The organism is Pseudomonas simiae, assembly GCF_900111895.1.
In the GTDB taxonomy this organism is placed as follows: Bacteria; Pseudomonadota; Gammaproteobacteria; order Pseudomonadales; family Pseudomonadaceae; genus Aquipseudomonas; species Aquipseudomonas simiae.
In genome coordinates this window covers 307,671-323,403 of sequence record NZ_FOKB01000006.1, presented here as the reverse complement: position 1 = coordinate 323,403, position 15,733 = coordinate 307,671, and the positions used below count along the sequence as shown (strand labels likewise).

Below are 15,733 nucleotides of genomic sequence, written 5' to 3'. Positions count from 1 at the left end.
TTATTAACCTTTAAGCTGGGCCAGGGCGCGGTAATCCGCTCCCAGCGTGGCCTGTAAAATCTCTTTCGGATAATCGTCGGTCACCACTGCTTCGCCCATGTGGCGCAGCAGCACCAGTCGCAGTCGACCGTCGATCACTTTCTTGTCTATTGCCATATGTTCGAGGAAATCCGCCTCAGTCATCTCCTCCGGCGGAATGACCGGCAAACCGGCGCGCTGGAACAGGCGGATGCCACGATCACGCTCCTGGGCGCTGATCCAGCCCAGACGCTGCGACATCTCCAACGCCATCACCGTGCCAGCCGCTACAGCCTCTCCATGCAACCACACACCATAGCCCATGTGCGTTTCGATCGCATGGCCGAAGGTGTGGCCCAGGTTCAAGGTGGCCCGCACACCGGACTCCCGTTCGTCGGCATTCACCACCAGCGCCTTGGCGGCGCAGGAGCGCGAAATCGCTTCAGTGAGTGCCGCCTGGTCCAGGTTGCGCAGGGCATCCACATGTTCTTCCAGCCAGGTCAGGAAGGGCTCGTCGCAGATCAACCCGTACTTGATGACTTCCGCCAAGCCCGCCGACAGCTCGCGCGGCGGCAAGGTGTTGAGGGTCGCGGTGTCGATCAGCACGGCTTGAGGCTGGTAGAACGCGCCCACCATGTTTTTGCCCAGCGGGTGGTTGATGCCGGTCTTGCCGCCCACCGACGAATCGACCTGGGACAGCAAGGTGGTCGGCACCTGGATAAAGTCCACGCCGCGCTGGTAGCAGGCCGCCGCAAAACCGGCCATATCGCCGATTACACCGCCGCCTAGGGCGATCACAGTAGTACGGCGATCATGGCGTGCAGTCAGCAGGCCATCAAAAATCAGTTGCAGGGTTTCCCAGTTCTTGTGGGCTTCGCCGTCGGGCAGGATCACCGAGATCACCGAATACGCCGCCAGGCTGCGGCTCAGACGCTCAAGATACAGCGGCGCGACCGTTTCGTTGGAGATGATCGCCACTTGCCGCCCGGCAATATGCGGTGCGAGCAACTCGGGCTGGTCCAGCAGACCTTCGCCAATATGGATCGGGTAGCTGCGCTCGCCTAGATCGACCTTAAGTGTCTGCATGTGTCCCCGCGTTAGAGATGGAGTGACGACCGACGACGTCAAGATCTGACGTCACCTGATGGCTCTACGCCACACCCCACAGGGTGATAGCGCGCCGCCGAGAATAGCGCATTTCGAGCCGGGCTTTAACGGGGTGGCAGCCGTTGCAGGCGCTCAAGAATGTCGAGGACCACCATCCGGGGTGGCCGCTCATCGGTTTCCACCACCAGATCGGCGATTTCCCGATACAGCGGATCGCGCAGCGTGAGCAGGTCCCGCAGGGTTTTCTCCGGGTTGGCCGTGCGCAGCAACGGACGATTGCGATCGCGGGCGGTGCGGCCCACCTGCTGCTCGACCGAGGCATGCAGATAGACCACCCGACCACCGGCATGCAACGCGCGGCGGTTTTCATCGCGCATCACCGCACCGCCGCCGGTCGCCAATACCACGCCATCGCAGCCGCACAGCTCGGCAATCATCGCCTGCTCGCGGTCACGAAAGCCCAGTTCGCCTTCCTTATCGAAGATCCATGGGATATTGGCACCCGTGCGCAATTCAATTTCCTTGTCGGAATCTTTGAACGGCAGGCGCAGCTCTTTGGCCAGCAAACGGCCGATGGTGCTTTTTCCAGCCCCCATCGGTCCTACAAGAATCAAATTTCGCACAGAATCAACGACTCACAGCAATCGCCTGGTTATTCATAATACGCGGAGTCAGGAATACCAGCAGCTCGGATTTTTTCTCCGCCAGCACATCGCGCCGGAAAAGGCGGCCAAGATACGGCACATCGCCCAAAAATGGCACTTTATCTACCACTTTGCTCTGGGTATTGGAGAAAACTCCGCCGATCACGATGGTCTCGCCATCCTTGACCAATACCTTGGCGTTGACCTCGTTCTTCTTGATCGGCGGCACGTCGTTGAGTTTGTTCAAGTAGTCGGGCTCATCCTTGGTGACCTTGACCTCCATGATCACGCGGTCATCGGGGGTGATCTGCGGGGTGACTTCCAACGACAGCGAGGCCTCCTTGAACGACACTGACGTAGCGCCGCTGGAGCTGGATTCCTGGTAGGGAATCTCGGTGCCCTTGAGGATGCGTGCGGTTTCTTTGTCGGAAGTGACCACCTTGGGTTGCGAGACGATTTCGCCGTTGCCGGTTTTCTCCATGGCGGTGAGCTCCAGGTCCAGCAACAGGTTGTCGGTGATATAGGCAATGCCCAGGCCCGAGGTGCCGGTGAGTGATCCCAAGTCCACAAAAGGTGATGGGGGTGGGTTTTCCGGCGGTGCGGCGCCCTCAGGCGGAGGTTTCGCAATGCCACCCGCGCCCCAGTTACCCCGATTGAGCCGCCCACCCCAGCGCGCGCCCAGGCTTTTGTCGTAATCGACATTGGCCTCGACAATCCGCGCCTCGATCATCACCTGGCGCACGGGAATATCCAGCTGCGCCACGATCCGTCGCAGTTCCTCCAGTCGCTCGACAGTCTGGTAGGCGATGATGTTGTTGGTGCGATCATCCACCGCCACCGAACCACGCTCATCGGTCACGCCCTCAAGGCCGGTGACCGACTGGAACAACTTGGCCAGGTCTGCCGCCTTGGCGTAATTGACTTGCAGCAGCTCGCGGCGCAACGGCGCCAGCTCGGCCATCTGCTTTCGCGATTCCAGCGTGAGCAGCTCGCGCGCAGCCAGTTCCTCGGACGGCGCCACCAACAACACGCCGGCCTTCACCCGCTTGTCCAGGCCCTTGGCTTGCAGCACCAGGTCCAGCGCCTGATCCCAGGGCACATCCTTGAGGCGCAGGGTGATCGAACCCTGCACATCGTCACTGGCAACCAGATTGAGGCCCGCCACATCGGCAATTTGTTGCAACGCCGTGCGCAACTCGATGCTCTGGAAGTTGAGGCTGAGCTTGTCGCCTGTGTAGGCGTTCAGCGTGGTACCGCCGGGAGGCGGCAACTGGATCAGATCTACACGATTGGGCACAGCAGCAGCCATCGGTGCCGTGAACGCTATCCATAGCGCCACACCGAAGGACGAGAAAGTCCTTTTCATTGTTTGATTCCGTTATGAGTTGATGTTTAGCACCAGGGTTCGCGGGCGTTCCAGCCATGCCCCCTGACCATCGGGAAACAGCTCGACCAGTTCTACGGAGCGCTCATGAATGGCCGTGACTCGGCCATGGTCGGGCCCCAGGTAGTCCCCGACCGTCAGGCGATGCACCTTGGACGAGGCACGTAGCAGAGCAAAAACCTGCACCCCACGAGACAGCGTGCCAACCATTTCAAACTGGTCCACTGCAAGGTTTTCCAGCACGCCACGTGGCCGGGCAAAGTCCGGCGCACGGGCCGGGCGCCCCTTCAAATGATCGACCTGCACCGCAAGCCGGTGAAATGGATCACGCAACGCGGACGAGTCGTAGGCAAAGGGCTGCCGCTGTACAAGCCGCCCACCGCCCTGCGCATGCCAGTAAGTCTTGGCCAGCACGTCAAGGCGCAACCGCTTGCCGTCACGCCGAAGCACCACATCGTGCACCGTGGCGATGCGCGACAGGCCACCCAGGCCCGCCAGGAACATCGCCAGGTCGTGATAAGCCCCCGCGACGCCGACCTGCACGGGTTGTTCGTGAAAGAACGACCTGGACAACGCATCCAAAGGCGTGACGCTCTCGACCACCAACCCGTTGGCCAGCGCCAGACGCGCGATGTCTTCCAGCAAACCAGGCATCTCGGACTCGCCAGGCAACGCCTGCAAACGTTCGTCGACCTTCGCTTGCATCAGTTGGAGCTGCTGCGTACGCGCTGCAAGGCTGGCGGCCAGCCCAGTCTTTTGTGCGACTTGCTGCTGCAGGGCCACTTCCCGCGCCTCGACCTGGTGCAACCGTTCCCGCGAAGGGCTCAGGTACACAAGGTCGCCCACCACAAACACCACGCCCGCCAGCGCACAACCCAACAGGGCCTTGCCAGGTAGGGACCATTTTGCAGCGTTGTGAGTGAGTGCAGAAAGATTGAGCCTTGGCAGGCTCAAGGTTGAGCCTCGGAGGACTCTCCCTGACGCACCATCAGCTGGAATTGATTGTTGCCGCGCGCGCCATCCGTTCGCACATGCTGCAACCGAGTGGAATGGGCGCCTTCCGCGGCTTCCAGGCGGCGCATCAATTGAGCGATGTCCTGGCTGGATTCAGCGCTGCCGCTGATACTGACCGTATCCCCCTTGGCCACCACCTCATGCAGGTGCACGCCGTCGGGGACCGCGCGCGCCAGTTGGTCCAACAGTTGAGCACCGGACGAGCGGGCATCATGCAGGTCTTGAACGACTTTCATGCGTTGCGCCAACTGCTGGCTTTGCTCCTGCAGATCGTCGATGGTCTTGATGCGTGAATCCAGGCCGACGATCTCCTTGCCCAGATGGTCATTGCGGGTCACTTGACGATCGATGGCCCGGTCGATCACCTGGTCCGCCAGCCAAACGGCCGCGAGCGCCGCACAGGCGAACGCCAGCAAGCACGCCAGTAGATACTTGCGTCGCCGCTCTGCCAGCGCCTGGCGCCAAGGCAGTAGGTTGATTCGTGTCTTCAAGCGAAACTCCTCAGGGCCAACCCGCAAGCAATTCCCATCCCCTGGGCATCCACGGCCCATTGTGCACCATCGACGCGATGACTCGGCGTGAAGCTGGCGAAATCCTGACTGCAAGCGCGCGCCAATGCAAACGCTTCGACATCGATCACCTTCGGCACCAGCCCCGCCAAGGCCAAAACCGCCTCGCGGGCTTCCACTTGTTCCTTCAAGCAGGCGGCCAGCAATACCTCGACCCGGTTCGGGTCCAGGGCCGTCGGCCCACGCACTTGAAAGTCGATAGCCACGTCATCCAGCGGATAAGGAATGTACTGGTCTGCCTCCATCTGGATCATCCAGGCCATCTCATCGTCGGTGAGGCCGGCTTCCAGATCAATCATCCGCGTGATCACCGAGGGCCCGGCCACGGCAGCGGCAGCGCCACGAACCGATGTCGACAACCGCGACCACGCGCTGCGCAAAGCGCGCCCTACGCCTTCAAGATCAAGGAGTGTGCCGTCGACCACCGTTTGCGCCGGCAACGCCTGCGTGACGTAGCCTTGAATGTTGAAACCTGAAGGTGAACGGCCCAGCTCGATCAAGCGGATGGCCGTGTCATTGATGTCGACACCCAGCAAGGTGCGAGCTTTTCCCGTGAAAAATCCTTTTGCCATAAAACTCCCTAAAGCTTTGTCTGTCATACCGCCTGATTGCCGCTGGGCGCCATGCATTCGGTCGACTTGTTGAACAGGTGCGAATGACGCCCCAAGTCGAAAAATGCTTTAATGCCCAGCGTTTTTTCCCGCTTTTTATCTGCAGCTCGGGTCGATCCATCGTTTGCCATGCATGCCCCGAGGCCTAACTCATTCTTTTCTCTGGAAATCCAAAAGCCTTGATTCGTCTGCTGAAGTTTTTCGGGTACTCCATTGTCGCCATCGTTTGCGGGCTGCTGCTCGTATTCAGCGGGGCCTACCTCTACCTTAGTCCGGGTTTGCCCTCGGTAGAGGCCCTCAGAAGTATCCAGTTGCAGATTCCTTTGCGGGTCTACAGCAGCGATGAAAAACTGATCGCGGAGTTCGGCGAAATGCGCCGCACACCGATCCGTTTTGCCGATATTCCGCCCAATTTCATCAGCGCCCTGCTGTCGGCCGAAGACGATAATTTTGCCAACCACTATGGCGTCGACCCCAGCAGCCTGGTGCGCGCGGCCACGCAATTGGTAAAAAGCGGACACATTCAGTCCGGCGGCAGCACCATCACCATGCAGGTGGCGAAGAACTTCTTCCTCACTAGCGAGCGCAGCTTTTCACGTAAAGCTACCGAGATCCTCCTGGCACTGCAGATCGAACGCCAGTTGACCAAGGACGAGATCCTCGAGCTGTACGTCAACAAGATCTACCTGGGCAACCGTGCCTACGGGATCGAGGCGGCTTCCCAGGTTTACTATGGCAAGTCCATCCGTGACGCCAGCCTGGCGCAGATGGCCATGATCGCCGGCCTGCCCAAGGCCCCGTCACGCTTCAACCCGCTGGCCAACCCGGCGCGAAGCAAAGAACGCCGCGACTGGATCCTGGGCCGCATGTACAAGCTGGGCAAGATCGACCAGGCCGCTTACGAAAGCGCCATCGCCGAACCGTTGAACGCCAGCTACCACGTGCCGACGCCGGAAGTGAACGCCCCGTATATCGCCGAAATGGCGCGCGCCGAGATGGTCGGCCGCTATGGCAGCGAGGCGTACACCGAAGGTTTCCGGGTGACCACCACGGTGCCGAGCAACCTGCAGGAAATCGCCAATGACTCGGTGCACTCAGGCCTGATCACCTACGACCAGCGCCACGGCTACCGGGGCCCTGAGTCGCGCCTGCCGGGCAAGACCCTGAGCGCCTGGACCACCGAACTGGGCAAACAACGCGCCATCAGCGGCCTGGAGCCGGCCATCGTCACCCAGGTGAAGAAAGATGGCCTGCAGGTGCTGACCCGCACTGGCGAAGCCCATGTGGCGTGGGACAGCATGAAATGGGCACGCCCATTCCTGAACACCAACAGCATGGGCGCGCTGCCCAAGCAGCCGTCTGACGTGGCCCAGGTGGGTGATTTGATCCGCGTGCAGCGCCAGAAAGACGACAGCCTCAAGTTCAGCCAAGTGCCGTTGGCCCAAGGCGCCCTGGTCTCCCTGGACCCGCAGAACGGTGCGATTCGCGCCCTGGTCGGCGGCTTCGCGTTCGAACAGAGCAACTACAACCGTGCGACCCAGGCCAAGCGCCAGCCGGGCTCGAGCTTCAAACCGTTCATCTACAGTGCCGCGCTGGACAACGGCTACACCGCCGCCAGCCTGGTCAACGATGCGCCGATCGTGTTTGTCGACGAGTACCTGGACAAGGTCTGGCGTCCGAAGAACGATACCAACACCTTCCTCGGCCCGATCCGTATCCGCGAGGCGCTGTACAAGTCGCGCAACCTGGTGTCGATCCGCTTGCTGCAGGCGATGGGCGTCGGCAAGACCATCGATTACATGACGCGCTTTGGCTTCTCCAAGTCAGACCTGCCGCCGAACCTGTCCCTGGCCCTGGGCACTGCGACCCTGACGCCGATGGAAATCGCCACGGGCTGGAGCACCTTTGCCAACGGCGGCTACAAGATCGCGCCGTACCTGATCGACAAGATTGAAAGCCGCAACGGCGACACCCTGTTCACCGCCAACCCGCCACGCGTGCCGGGTGATGTGGTCAACGGTGTAGCGGCGACTGATGGCCTGGCGGCGCCGAGCAATGGCGGCATCACCATCGAGCCGGCCCCTGGCACCACGCCGGCCACCAACGCTGCTGCAACCGAACCGCAGACGCCCGCCGTGGCCGAGCGCATCGTGGATGGCCGTACCACCTACATCCTCAACAGCATCCTTGAAGACGTGATCAAGAAGGGCACCGGCCGCCGCGCCCTGGCCCTGGGGCGTCCGGACATTGCGGGCAAGACCGGTACCACCAACGAGTCCAAGGACGCCTGGTTCTCCGGTTATAACGCCGATTACGTGACCACCGTGTGGACCGGCTATGACCAACCGGAAAGCTTGGGTCGCCGCGAGTTCGGTGGCACCGTCGCGCTGCCGATCTGGATGAGTTATATGGGCGCAGCCTTGAAGGACAAGCCGCCCCACACCCAACCGGAGCCGGAGGGTATCCTCAGCCTGCGCATCGACCCGGTGAGTGGCCGCGCGGCCTCGCCAAGCACGCCGAATGCGTACTTCGAACTGTTCAAGAGCGAAGACACACCGCCGTCGGTCAACGAGCTGGGCAATGGCGTTGTACCGGGCAGCCCGTTGCCGGCGGATGAGGCGGCGCCGATCGATCTGTTCTAGTGAGATTTATGGCCTGAAACAGGCCGAATGTGGGAGCGGGCTTGCCCGCGATTGCGGTGTGTCAGGCACCACATGAGCGGATTGATCCACCGCTATCGCGGGCAAGCCTGCTCCCACCTTTAGATCTAATCGACCACAAAAAAGCCCCGACTCGCGAGAGCCGGGGCTTTTTGTTGGTGCGCTACAACGGCTTAGCCGTTGAACACATCATCCACGCTTTGCAGCGGGTAGTTTTTCGGATACGGCAGGGTGGCCACGCCGGTCTCGATAGCGGCTTTGGCCACAGCGTCGGAGATCAGGGTGATCAGGCGCTTGTCCATTGGTTTCGGGATGATGTACTCACGACCGAATTCCAGCTTGGCGCCGCCATAGGCATCGCACACATCCTGAGGCACCGGCAGCTTGGCCAGTTCACGCAGGGCGTTGGCGGCAGCCACTTTCATTTCTTCGTTGATGCGCTTGGCGCGAACGTCCAGGGCACCACGGAAGATGAACGGGAAGCCCAACACGTTGTTGACCTGGTTCGGGTAGTCCGAACGGCCGGTCGCCATGATCACGTCGTCGCGGGTGGCGTGTGCCAGTTCCGGCGCGATTTCCGGGTCCGGGTTGGAGCAGGCGAACACGATCGGGTTGGCCGCCATGGATTTGAGGCCTTCGGCGCTCAGCAGGTTCGGGCCGGACAGGCCGACGAACACGTCTGCACCGTCGAGGGCGTCAGCCAGGGTGCGCTTGGAAGACGGATGCGCAAACATCGCCTTGTACTGGTTCAGGTCGGTACGCTCGGACTGGATCACGCCCTTGCTGTCGACCATGTAGATGTTTTCCAGCTTGGCGCCCATGCTGACGATCAGCTTCATGCACGAGATAGCTGCAGCACCGGCGCCCAGGCAGACGATCTTGGCGTCAGCCAGGGTTTTGCCAGCGATTTCCAGGGCGTTGATCATGCCGGCGGCGGTAACGATCGCGGTGCCGTGCTGGTCATCGTGGAATACCGGAATGTCGCACTGTTCGATCAAGGCCTTTTCGATCTCGAAGCACTCAGGCGCCTTGATGTCTTCCAGGTTGATGCCACCGAAGGTGATGGAAATGCGCTTGACCGTGTCGATGAAAGCCTGCGGGCTTTCGGAATCGACTTCGATATCGAAAACGTCGATGCCGGCAAAGCGCTTGAACAACACGCCTTTACCTTCCATGACTGGCTTGGATGCCAATGGGCCGAGGTTGCCCAGGCCGAGGATCGCGGTGCCATCGGAAATCACTGCAACCAGGTTGCCTTTGCCGGTGTACTTGTACGCCAGTTCAGGGTCGCGGGCGATTTCACGTACGGGCTCGGCAACACCAGGGCTGTAGGCCAGCGACAGGTCGCGAGCAGTGGCAGTGGCTTTGGTGAGCTCTACACTCAGCTTTCCTGGACGAGGATGGGCATGATATTCGAGAGCGGCAGTTTTCAAATCAGACATATCGGCATTCCGCTTTTACTGTTGGTCGACGGACCGCCGAGGATACGCGTGTCGTAAAGTCCCCACAAGACTGGGCAGTCACAGGTGTCAAGGCCCTAAAGCGACGTACTTTGGTCTAAGGCCACGGGATACAAGGGCTCAACTGTTCACAATCGACTAAAAAAATGTCTACAATTTTTTCTTAATCAGTCGATTTGAGCATGCCAGGGTCGGTCAATGGCAACAACCAACGTGCCTGGCCGTTTTTCAGGCCGCCGCGCTTGGCGCGATCCTGCACCCAGCCACGAGCCTCGACGGGCTTGCCTTGCAGACCACTGAGCCCTGCGGCGTCGAACTGACGGACGAGGTCGGGTGCAATGCGCAATACCAGTGCCCCCTGCAATTCGATCCAGATTCCGCCGCGATTGCGTTCGATCTTGCTCACTCGGCCACTGACCAGAGCGAAGCCGGACTGTTTGAGCTGCGCCACGCTTTGCACTGGCGATTGCCGCCAAAGGCCCAATCGTGCGTCACGGGCGCTGTTTTCGGCGGCCTGTTGACAGGTAACAAGATCAACGTTGGGCGCGACACCGACCTGAAACCCCAGGCCTTCGGCCAGCAGCCGCGCCTCAAGATTCTCACCATTCGCGCCGTAGAGGTGGGCGAGCGTGCGACCGTAGCGGTCCTTGCTCTCGCGCCCAGCCACCAAGCCGACGCGGCCGTCGCTGGCGTCGACCAATGCCTGTAAACGCTGGCGGGCGGCAACCGCGTAAGGCTCGTCGGGGCGGCCCTTCTTGCCGGTTTCCGGGGCATTGAGGCCGATCATCCGCACACCGCGGCCGTCCTTGAGGCGCACCGTGTCGCCATCCACCACGCGCTGCACTTCCACCTGGGCCAGGGAAGTCGGTGCGCGGCAAAACACCTCGGCCTGGGCGACTGAGAGCCAAATCCCAGGCACAAAAAAGGCGCCCACAAGGGACGCCTTTTTCATCAGCATGGAAAAACCGTAACGGCTTCCCAAGTTGATCGGCCTTAGGCCTTTTTGGCACCGAAAGCACCGAAACGGTCAGCAAAGCGCTGTACACGGCCGCCGGTGTCCAGAGTTTTCTGCTTACCGGTGTAGAACGGGTGGCACTCGTTGCATACGTCAGTACCCAGTGGCTTGCACAGGTTCGAACGGGTTTCGAACTTGTTGCCGCAGCTGCAGGTGACTTCGATGGTTTCGTACGCTGGATGGATATCGGCTTTCATGGCACTTCCTCGGGCTAGCGTGCCGCCACTCGACACTATTGTCGAATACCGCACGTAATTAGGCCGCGGATTCTACCAGACCTTTTTAATCACGCAAGCCGCGTATTCGACTGAAAACCTCCTTTCATCAGAAAACCGTGGCATACCCAAGCCCTCCCCTGTCTGCTAGGCTCCCGCCCCTGCGCCACCGCCTGCCTTTTATAAGAGACCCCCCGCGTGCCCGACGCCATTTTGCGCCTAGCCCTGCCCTCGCCCCTGCGCCGCCTGTTCGATTATCGGGCCCCGGCCGGCGTGCTGCGGGCACAGCTGCAGCCGGGCATGCGTGTGCGTGTGCCGTTTGGCCGACGGGAAATGATCGGCATCCTGGTGGAAGTCGCGGACCACAGCGAAGTGCCTGCGGAAAAACTCAAGCCCGCGCTGGCCATGCTCGACGCCACCCCACCGCTGCCGCCCGCCCTGTTCAAGCTGTGCCTGTGGACCGCCCAGTATTACCAGCACAGCCTCGGCGATACCCTCAGTTGGGCGTTGCCGGTACTGCTGCGCCAGGGCGAATTGGCCGAAGCGCGCCAGGAACGCTTCTGGTCGATGGTGCCCGGTGCGCGCCTCGACGATCCGCGCATCGCCCGCGCCCCGCGCCAACGTGAAGCCCTGGCGACCCTGGCCCAACACCCACATGGCGTGGCCCATCAACTGTTAAGCAAATTGATGCTGAGCAAAGACAGCCTCGACCTGTTGCTCGCCAAGGGCCTGGTGCAGGTGGAAATCCGCAAGCACGCCCCCGACGCCCGCCACGAACACTGGCTGGCCCAACCGGAGTTGCCGCTGAACCCGGAGCAACGTGCGGCCTACGAAGCGATTCGCGCAGGCTTTGACAGTTTCCACGCCTTCCTGCTGGCCGGCGTCACCGGCAGTGGCAAGACCGAAGTCTATTTGCAGTTGATTCGCGAAACCCTGCAAGCCGGCAAACAGGCCCTGGTGCTGATTCCCGAGATCAACCTGGGCCCGCAGACCCTGGCGCGCTTCGAACAGCGTTTCAACGCCCGCATCGCTCTGGTGCACTCGGCCGTCAACGACCGTGAGCGCCTCGAATCCTGGCTGGCCGCACGGGACGGCGAGGCCGACATTATTATCGGCACCCGGTCGGCGCTGTTCACCCCGATGAAAAACCCCGGGCTGATCATCATCGACGAGGAGCACGACGGCTCTTATAAACAACAGGAAGGCCTGCGCTACCACGCCCGCGACCTGGCGCTAGTGCGCGCACGCCAGGAAGACATCCCGATTGTGCTGGGCTCGGCCACGCCATCTTTAGAGAGTTTGCACAACGCCTACACCGGGCGGTATGGCCTCCTACGCCTTAATGAGCGTGCCGGCGGCGCCAAGCAGCCACGCTTCCTGCGCCTTGACGTCAAAAGCCGCCCACTCGACAGCGGCATTTCCGGACCGATGCAACAAGCCATCGGCCAGACCCTCGCCGCCGGCCAACAGGTCTTGGTGTTTCTCAACCGGCGCGGCTTTGCACCGACCTTGCTGTGCCACGACTGCGGCTGGATGTCCGAATGCGAACGCTGCGACGCGCGCATGACCGTGCACCAGCGCTACGGTGAACTGCGCTGCCATCACTGCGGCCATGTGGAACGCGTACCGCGCCACTGCCCGCAATGCGGCAAAGTCGACCTGCGACCCGTCGGTGCCGGCACAGAACGGGCCGAAGAACGCCTGGGCATTCTGTTCCCTGACTACCCGGTGCTGCGAGTCGACCGCGACAGCACCTCGCGCAAAGATGCAATGAACCAGCTGTTCGCCACCATCCAGAAAGGCCATCCGTGCATCCTGATCGGCACGCAGATGCTTGCCAAAGGGCACCATTTTCCACGGGTGACCCTGGTGTCGATCCTGGATGCCGACGGCGGGCTGTTCTCCGGGGATTTCCGCGCCAGCGAGCGCATGGCGCAGTTGATCGTGCAGGTCGCCGGCCGCGCGGGCCGCGCCGAAGAGCCAGGCCGGGTGATCATCCAGACCCACCTGGCCGACCATCCGCTGCTGATCCAACTGACCGAACAGGGCTACTTTGCCTTCGCCGAGCAGGCGCTGAGCGAGCGTCGCGCCGCGGGCCTGCCACCTTTTTCCCATTTGGCTCTGTTGCGCGCCGAAGCCCACAAACCCGGGCAAGCCGAAGGTTTCCTCGATGAAGCTTGCAGCGCCGCCGAACGTTTACTTGGCGAACTGGGCCTGAACGGCATCGAACTGCTCGGCCCGGTGCCCGCGCCCATGGAGCGCCGTGCCGGGCGTTATCGCGCTCAACTACTCTTGCAGGCAACCTCGCGCGCGCCCCTGCATCGACTATTAAGTAGCTGGTTGCTTGCCCTGGAGCAAATGCCCAGCGGTCGCCAAGTGCGATGGTCGTTGGACGTAGACCCGGTAGATTTGTATTAAGCCTGGCCATAGGTCCCGCGAAGGTTGGCAAGCCCGCCCTCGCCACGGATAATGCTCAGTTTTTCCACCTGCGCATCGCGCGCCGCCGCTTGCGGTCGAAAGAGAACACCATGAAAGACACCATTCGCCAGCTGATCCAACAAGCCCTCACCCAACTCGTCAACGAAGGTGTGTTGCCTGAAGGCCTGACGCCGGCGATCCAGGTGGAAAACACCCGCGACAAGACCCACGGTGACTTCGCCAGCAACATCGCGATGATGCTGTCCAAGCCCGCGGGCATGAAGCCGCGCTACCTGGCAGAGAAAATCATCGCTGCGCTGCCTGTCGACGAAAGCGTGAGCAAGGCTGAAATCGCCGGCCCTGGCTTCATCAACTTCTTCCAGAACACCCAGGCCCTGGCGTCGCGCCTGGATGCGGCCCTGGCCGACGCCAAGATCGGCGTGCACAAGGCCGGCCCGCTGCAACGCGTGGTAATTGACCTGTCGGCACCGAACCTGGCTAAAGAGATGCACGTGGGCCACCTGCGCTCCACCATCATCGGTGACGGCGTGGCACGCGTATTGGAGTACCTCGGCGACACCGTGATCCGTCAGAACCATGTGGGCGACTGGGGCACCCAGTTCGGCATGTTGATGGCCTACCTGCAGGAAAACCCGATCACCAGCAACGAGCTGTCGGACCTGGAAAACTTCTACCGCGCCGCCAAGAAGCGCTTCGACGAATCCGAAGAGTTCGCCGAGCGCGCCCGTGGCCTGGTGGTCAAGCTGCAAGCCGGCGACAAGGAATGCCTGGCGCTGTGGAACCGCTTCCGTGAGATTTCACTGTCCCACTGCCAGGAAATCTACGAGCTGCTCAACGTCAAGCTGACCATGGCCGACGTGATGGGCGAAAGCGCCTACAACGACGACCTGATCAACGTGGTCAACGACCTCAAGGCCAAGGGCCTGCTGGTGGAGAGCAACGGCGCGCAGTGCGTGTTCCTGGAAGAATTCAAGACGGCGGACGGCGAGCCGCTGCCGGTGATCATCGTCAAGGCCGATGGCGGCTACCTCTACGCCACCACCGACCTGGCAGCCGTGCGCTACCGCAGCGGCGTACTCAAGGCCGATCGCGCGCTGTATTTCGTCGACCAGCGTCAGGCCCTGCACTTTCAGCAGGTGTTCGAAGTGGCGCGTCGCGCCGGTTTCGTCACCCACCCGATGCACATGGAACACATGGGGTTCGGCACCATGAACGGCGCCGACGGCCGTCCGTTCAAGACCCGCGACGGCGGCACCGTGAAGCTGATCGACCTGCTTACCGAAGCCCAGGAGCGTGCCTACAACCTGGTGAAAGAGAAAAACCCGGAGCTGGCCGAGGCCGACCTGCGCAACATTGCCCGCGTGGTGGGCATTGGCGCAGTGAAATACGCCGACCTGTCCAAGCACCGCACCAGCGACTACAGCTTCAACTTCGAGCTGATGCTCAACTTCGAAGGCAACACCGCGCCTTACCTGCTGTACGCCTACACCCGTGTGGCCGGCGTGTTCCGCAAGCTGGGCAAGGACTTCAGCGAAGTCGAAGGCCAGATCAACCTCGAGGCAACCCATGAACAGGAGCTGGCCGCCAAGCTGGCGCAATTCGGCGAAGTGCTGAACAGCGTCGGCGAGAAAGGTACGCCACACATCCTGTGCACCTACCTGTACGAAGTCGCCGGCCTGTTCTCCAGCTTCTACGAGAACTGCCCGATCCTGACCGCCGACGACGAAGCCCAGAAGCAGAGCCGCCTGCGCCTCGCCGCTCTGGCTGGACGGACCCTCAAGCAAGGCCTGGAACTGTTGGGCCTGGAAACTCTGGAGCGTATGTAAGTTGGCTGCCAAGAAAAAACCTGCACCCAAGCGCGGCGCCAGCCGCTACCAAGCCCCGGCGAAGAAGCCGATTCCGGGCTGGCTGTGGCTGGCGATCGGCCTCACCGTCGGCGCGTTTATCGTGTTCCTGATGAAACTGGATCCGGGCAAGGGCGATGACGTCAAACGGGTCAAGCAGGAACAACAGAAAGCCACGAAAATGGCCGAAGCCAACAAGACTGCGCCGAGCCCGACGGCACCGGTGAAGCCTAAGTACGATTTCTACACGTTGCTGCCGGAGTCGGAAGTGATCGTGCCGCCTGACGCCGTGCCGGAGAAAACCCTGCCGACGCCACAGGTGCCGACCACACCGGTCACGCCTGCGGAGGCGGCGAAAATCGACACGGCGCGTGCCCAGGCCGCACTGGCCGGGATCACCCCACCGCCAGCACCGCCGGTTGCCGAGACCAAGGCCGCGCCGGTGACCAAGTTCTTCCTGCAAGCGGGCTCGTTCCCGAAACAGGCGGATGCAGATCGCGTACGGGCGCAGATCATTCTGCTGGGCCAGTCGGTGACGGTAGAGTCCGGCACCGTGAAGGATGCGACTTGGTATCGCGTGCTGGTGGGGCCGTTCAGCAACCGTGAACAGCTGACCGTGGCACAGAAACAATTGGCCGGCGCGGGCTTTAGCAACCTGTTGTTACAACAACGCCAGAGCCGCTGATTCACAGTCAACGCTAATCAAAATGAGGGAGCGGGCTTGCTCGCGAATAAGGTGTATCAGTCACCCGA

The 15,733-nt window shown here is 61.6% G+C and carries 13 protein-coding genes and 1 pseudogene; 4 read left to right on the top strand and 10 right to left on the bottom strand.

From position 1 onward, the window contains the following. Positions 1 to 3: 3 nt before the first annotated feature. From aroB to BMZ57_RS29570, 7 genes and pseudogenes are all read right to left on the bottom strand, one after another. Positions 4 to 1,104 carry a 3-dehydroquinate synthase gene (aroB, locus tag BMZ57_RS20280; protein ID WP_021492321.1) on the bottom strand — a complete coding sequence of 367 codons (1,101 nt, stop codon included), beginning with the start codon at positions 1,102 to 1,104 and terminating at the stop codon, positions 4 to 6. A gap of 125 nt (positions 1,105 to 1,229) precedes the next feature. After that, positions 1,230 to 1,748: a shikimate kinase AroK gene (gene aroK / locus BMZ57_RS20275; RefSeq protein WP_010213757.1), complete on the bottom strand. Its 519-nt coding sequence runs from the start codon at positions 1,746 to 1,748 to the stop codon at positions 1,230 to 1,232. A gap of 4 nt (positions 1,749 to 1,752) precedes the next feature. Beyond that, a pseudogene (locus tag BMZ57_RS20270) lies at positions 1,753 to 3,009 on the bottom strand (type IV pilus secretin PilQ); the annotation flags it as partial. Between the two features lie 138 nt (positions 3,010 to 3,147). Next, positions 3,148 to 4,107: a pilus assembly protein PilP gene (locus BMZ57_RS20265; RefSeq protein ID WP_029529261.1), complete on the bottom strand. Its 960-nt coding sequence runs from the start codon at positions 4,105 to 4,107 to the stop codon at positions 3,148 to 3,150. Beyond that, on the bottom strand, positions 4,104 to 4,658 hold the full coding sequence (locus BMZ57_RS20260) for a PilN domain-containing protein (protein WP_010213760.1): 555 nt from the start codon (positions 4,656 to 4,658) through the stop codon (positions 4,104 to 4,106). Before BMZ57_RS20260 ends, BMZ57_RS20265 begins: the two co-directional genes overlap by 4 nt. Further along, entirely contained in the window at positions 4,655 to 5,308 is a 654-nt protein-coding gene (gene pilM, locus BMZ57_RS20255) for a type IV pilus biogenesis protein PilM (protein WP_010213761.1), read from the bottom strand. Before pilM ends, BMZ57_RS20260 begins: the two co-directional genes overlap by 4 nt. 23 nt (positions 5,309 to 5,331) lie before the next feature. Next, entirely contained in the window at positions 5,332 to 5,478 is a 147-nt protein-coding gene (locus BMZ57_RS29570; RefSeq protein WP_021492324.1) for a hypothetical protein, read from the bottom strand. A 51-nt stretch (positions 5,479 to 5,529) separates the two neighbouring features. Between BMZ57_RS29570 and BMZ57_RS20250 the strand changes: the two genes are divergently transcribed. Continuing rightward, entirely contained in the window at positions 5,530 to 7,989 is a 2,460-nt protein-coding gene (locus BMZ57_RS20250) for a penicillin-binding protein 1A (protein ID WP_370737443.1), read from the top strand. Between the two features lie 191 nt (positions 7,990 to 8,180). On the opposite strand, the gene BMZ57_RS20245 is transcribed toward BMZ57_RS20250, so the two are convergent. The 3 genes from BMZ57_RS20245 to rpmE all read right to left on the bottom strand — a co-directional run bounded on the left by BMZ57_RS20245 (position 8,181) and on the right by rpmE (position 10,679). Continuing rightward, positions 8,181 to 9,449: a malic enzyme-like NAD(P)-binding protein gene (locus BMZ57_RS20245; RefSeq protein WP_010213763.1), complete on the bottom strand. Its 1,269-nt coding sequence runs from the start codon at positions 9,447 to 9,449 to the stop codon at positions 8,181 to 8,183. Between the two features lie 181 nt (positions 9,450 to 9,630). Then, positions 9,631 to 10,425: a thermonuclease family protein gene (locus tag BMZ57_RS20240; RefSeq protein WP_044286518.1), complete on the bottom strand. Its 795-nt coding sequence runs from the start codon at positions 10,423 to 10,425 to the stop codon at positions 9,631 to 9,633. 35 nt (positions 10,426 to 10,460) lie between these two features. Further along, positions 10,461 to 10,679 carry a 50S ribosomal protein L31 gene (gene rpmE / locus BMZ57_RS20235; RefSeq protein WP_010213765.1) on the bottom strand — a complete coding sequence of 73 codons (219 nt, stop codon included), beginning with the start codon at positions 10,677 to 10,679 and terminating at the stop codon, positions 10,461 to 10,463. 216 nt (positions 10,680 to 10,895) lie between these two features. On the opposite strand from rpmE, the gene BMZ57_RS20230 reads away from it, so the two are divergent. From BMZ57_RS20230 to BMZ57_RS20220, 3 genes are all read left to right on the top strand, one after another. Further along, positions 10,896 to 13,115 carry a primosomal protein N' gene (locus BMZ57_RS20230; protein ID WP_044286517.1) on the top strand — a complete coding sequence of 740 codons (2,220 nt, stop codon included), beginning with the start codon at positions 10,896 to 10,898 and terminating at the stop codon, positions 13,113 to 13,115. 110 nt (positions 13,116 to 13,225) lie between these two features. Then, positions 13,226 to 14,962 carry an arginine--tRNA ligase gene (gene argS / locus BMZ57_RS20225; RefSeq protein WP_044286516.1) on the top strand — a complete coding sequence of 579 codons (1,737 nt, stop codon included), beginning with the start codon at positions 13,226 to 13,228 and terminating at the stop codon, positions 14,960 to 14,962. A gap of 1 nt (position 14,963) precedes the next feature. After that, the gene (locus BMZ57_RS20220) at positions 14,964 to 15,665 is read left to right on the top strand and encodes an SPOR domain-containing protein (protein WP_010213772.1); all 702 of its coding nucleotides are present in this window, start codon (positions 14,964 to 14,966) and stop codon (positions 15,663 to 15,665) included. The last annotated feature ends 68 nt before the right edge of the window (positions 15,666 to 15,733 follow it).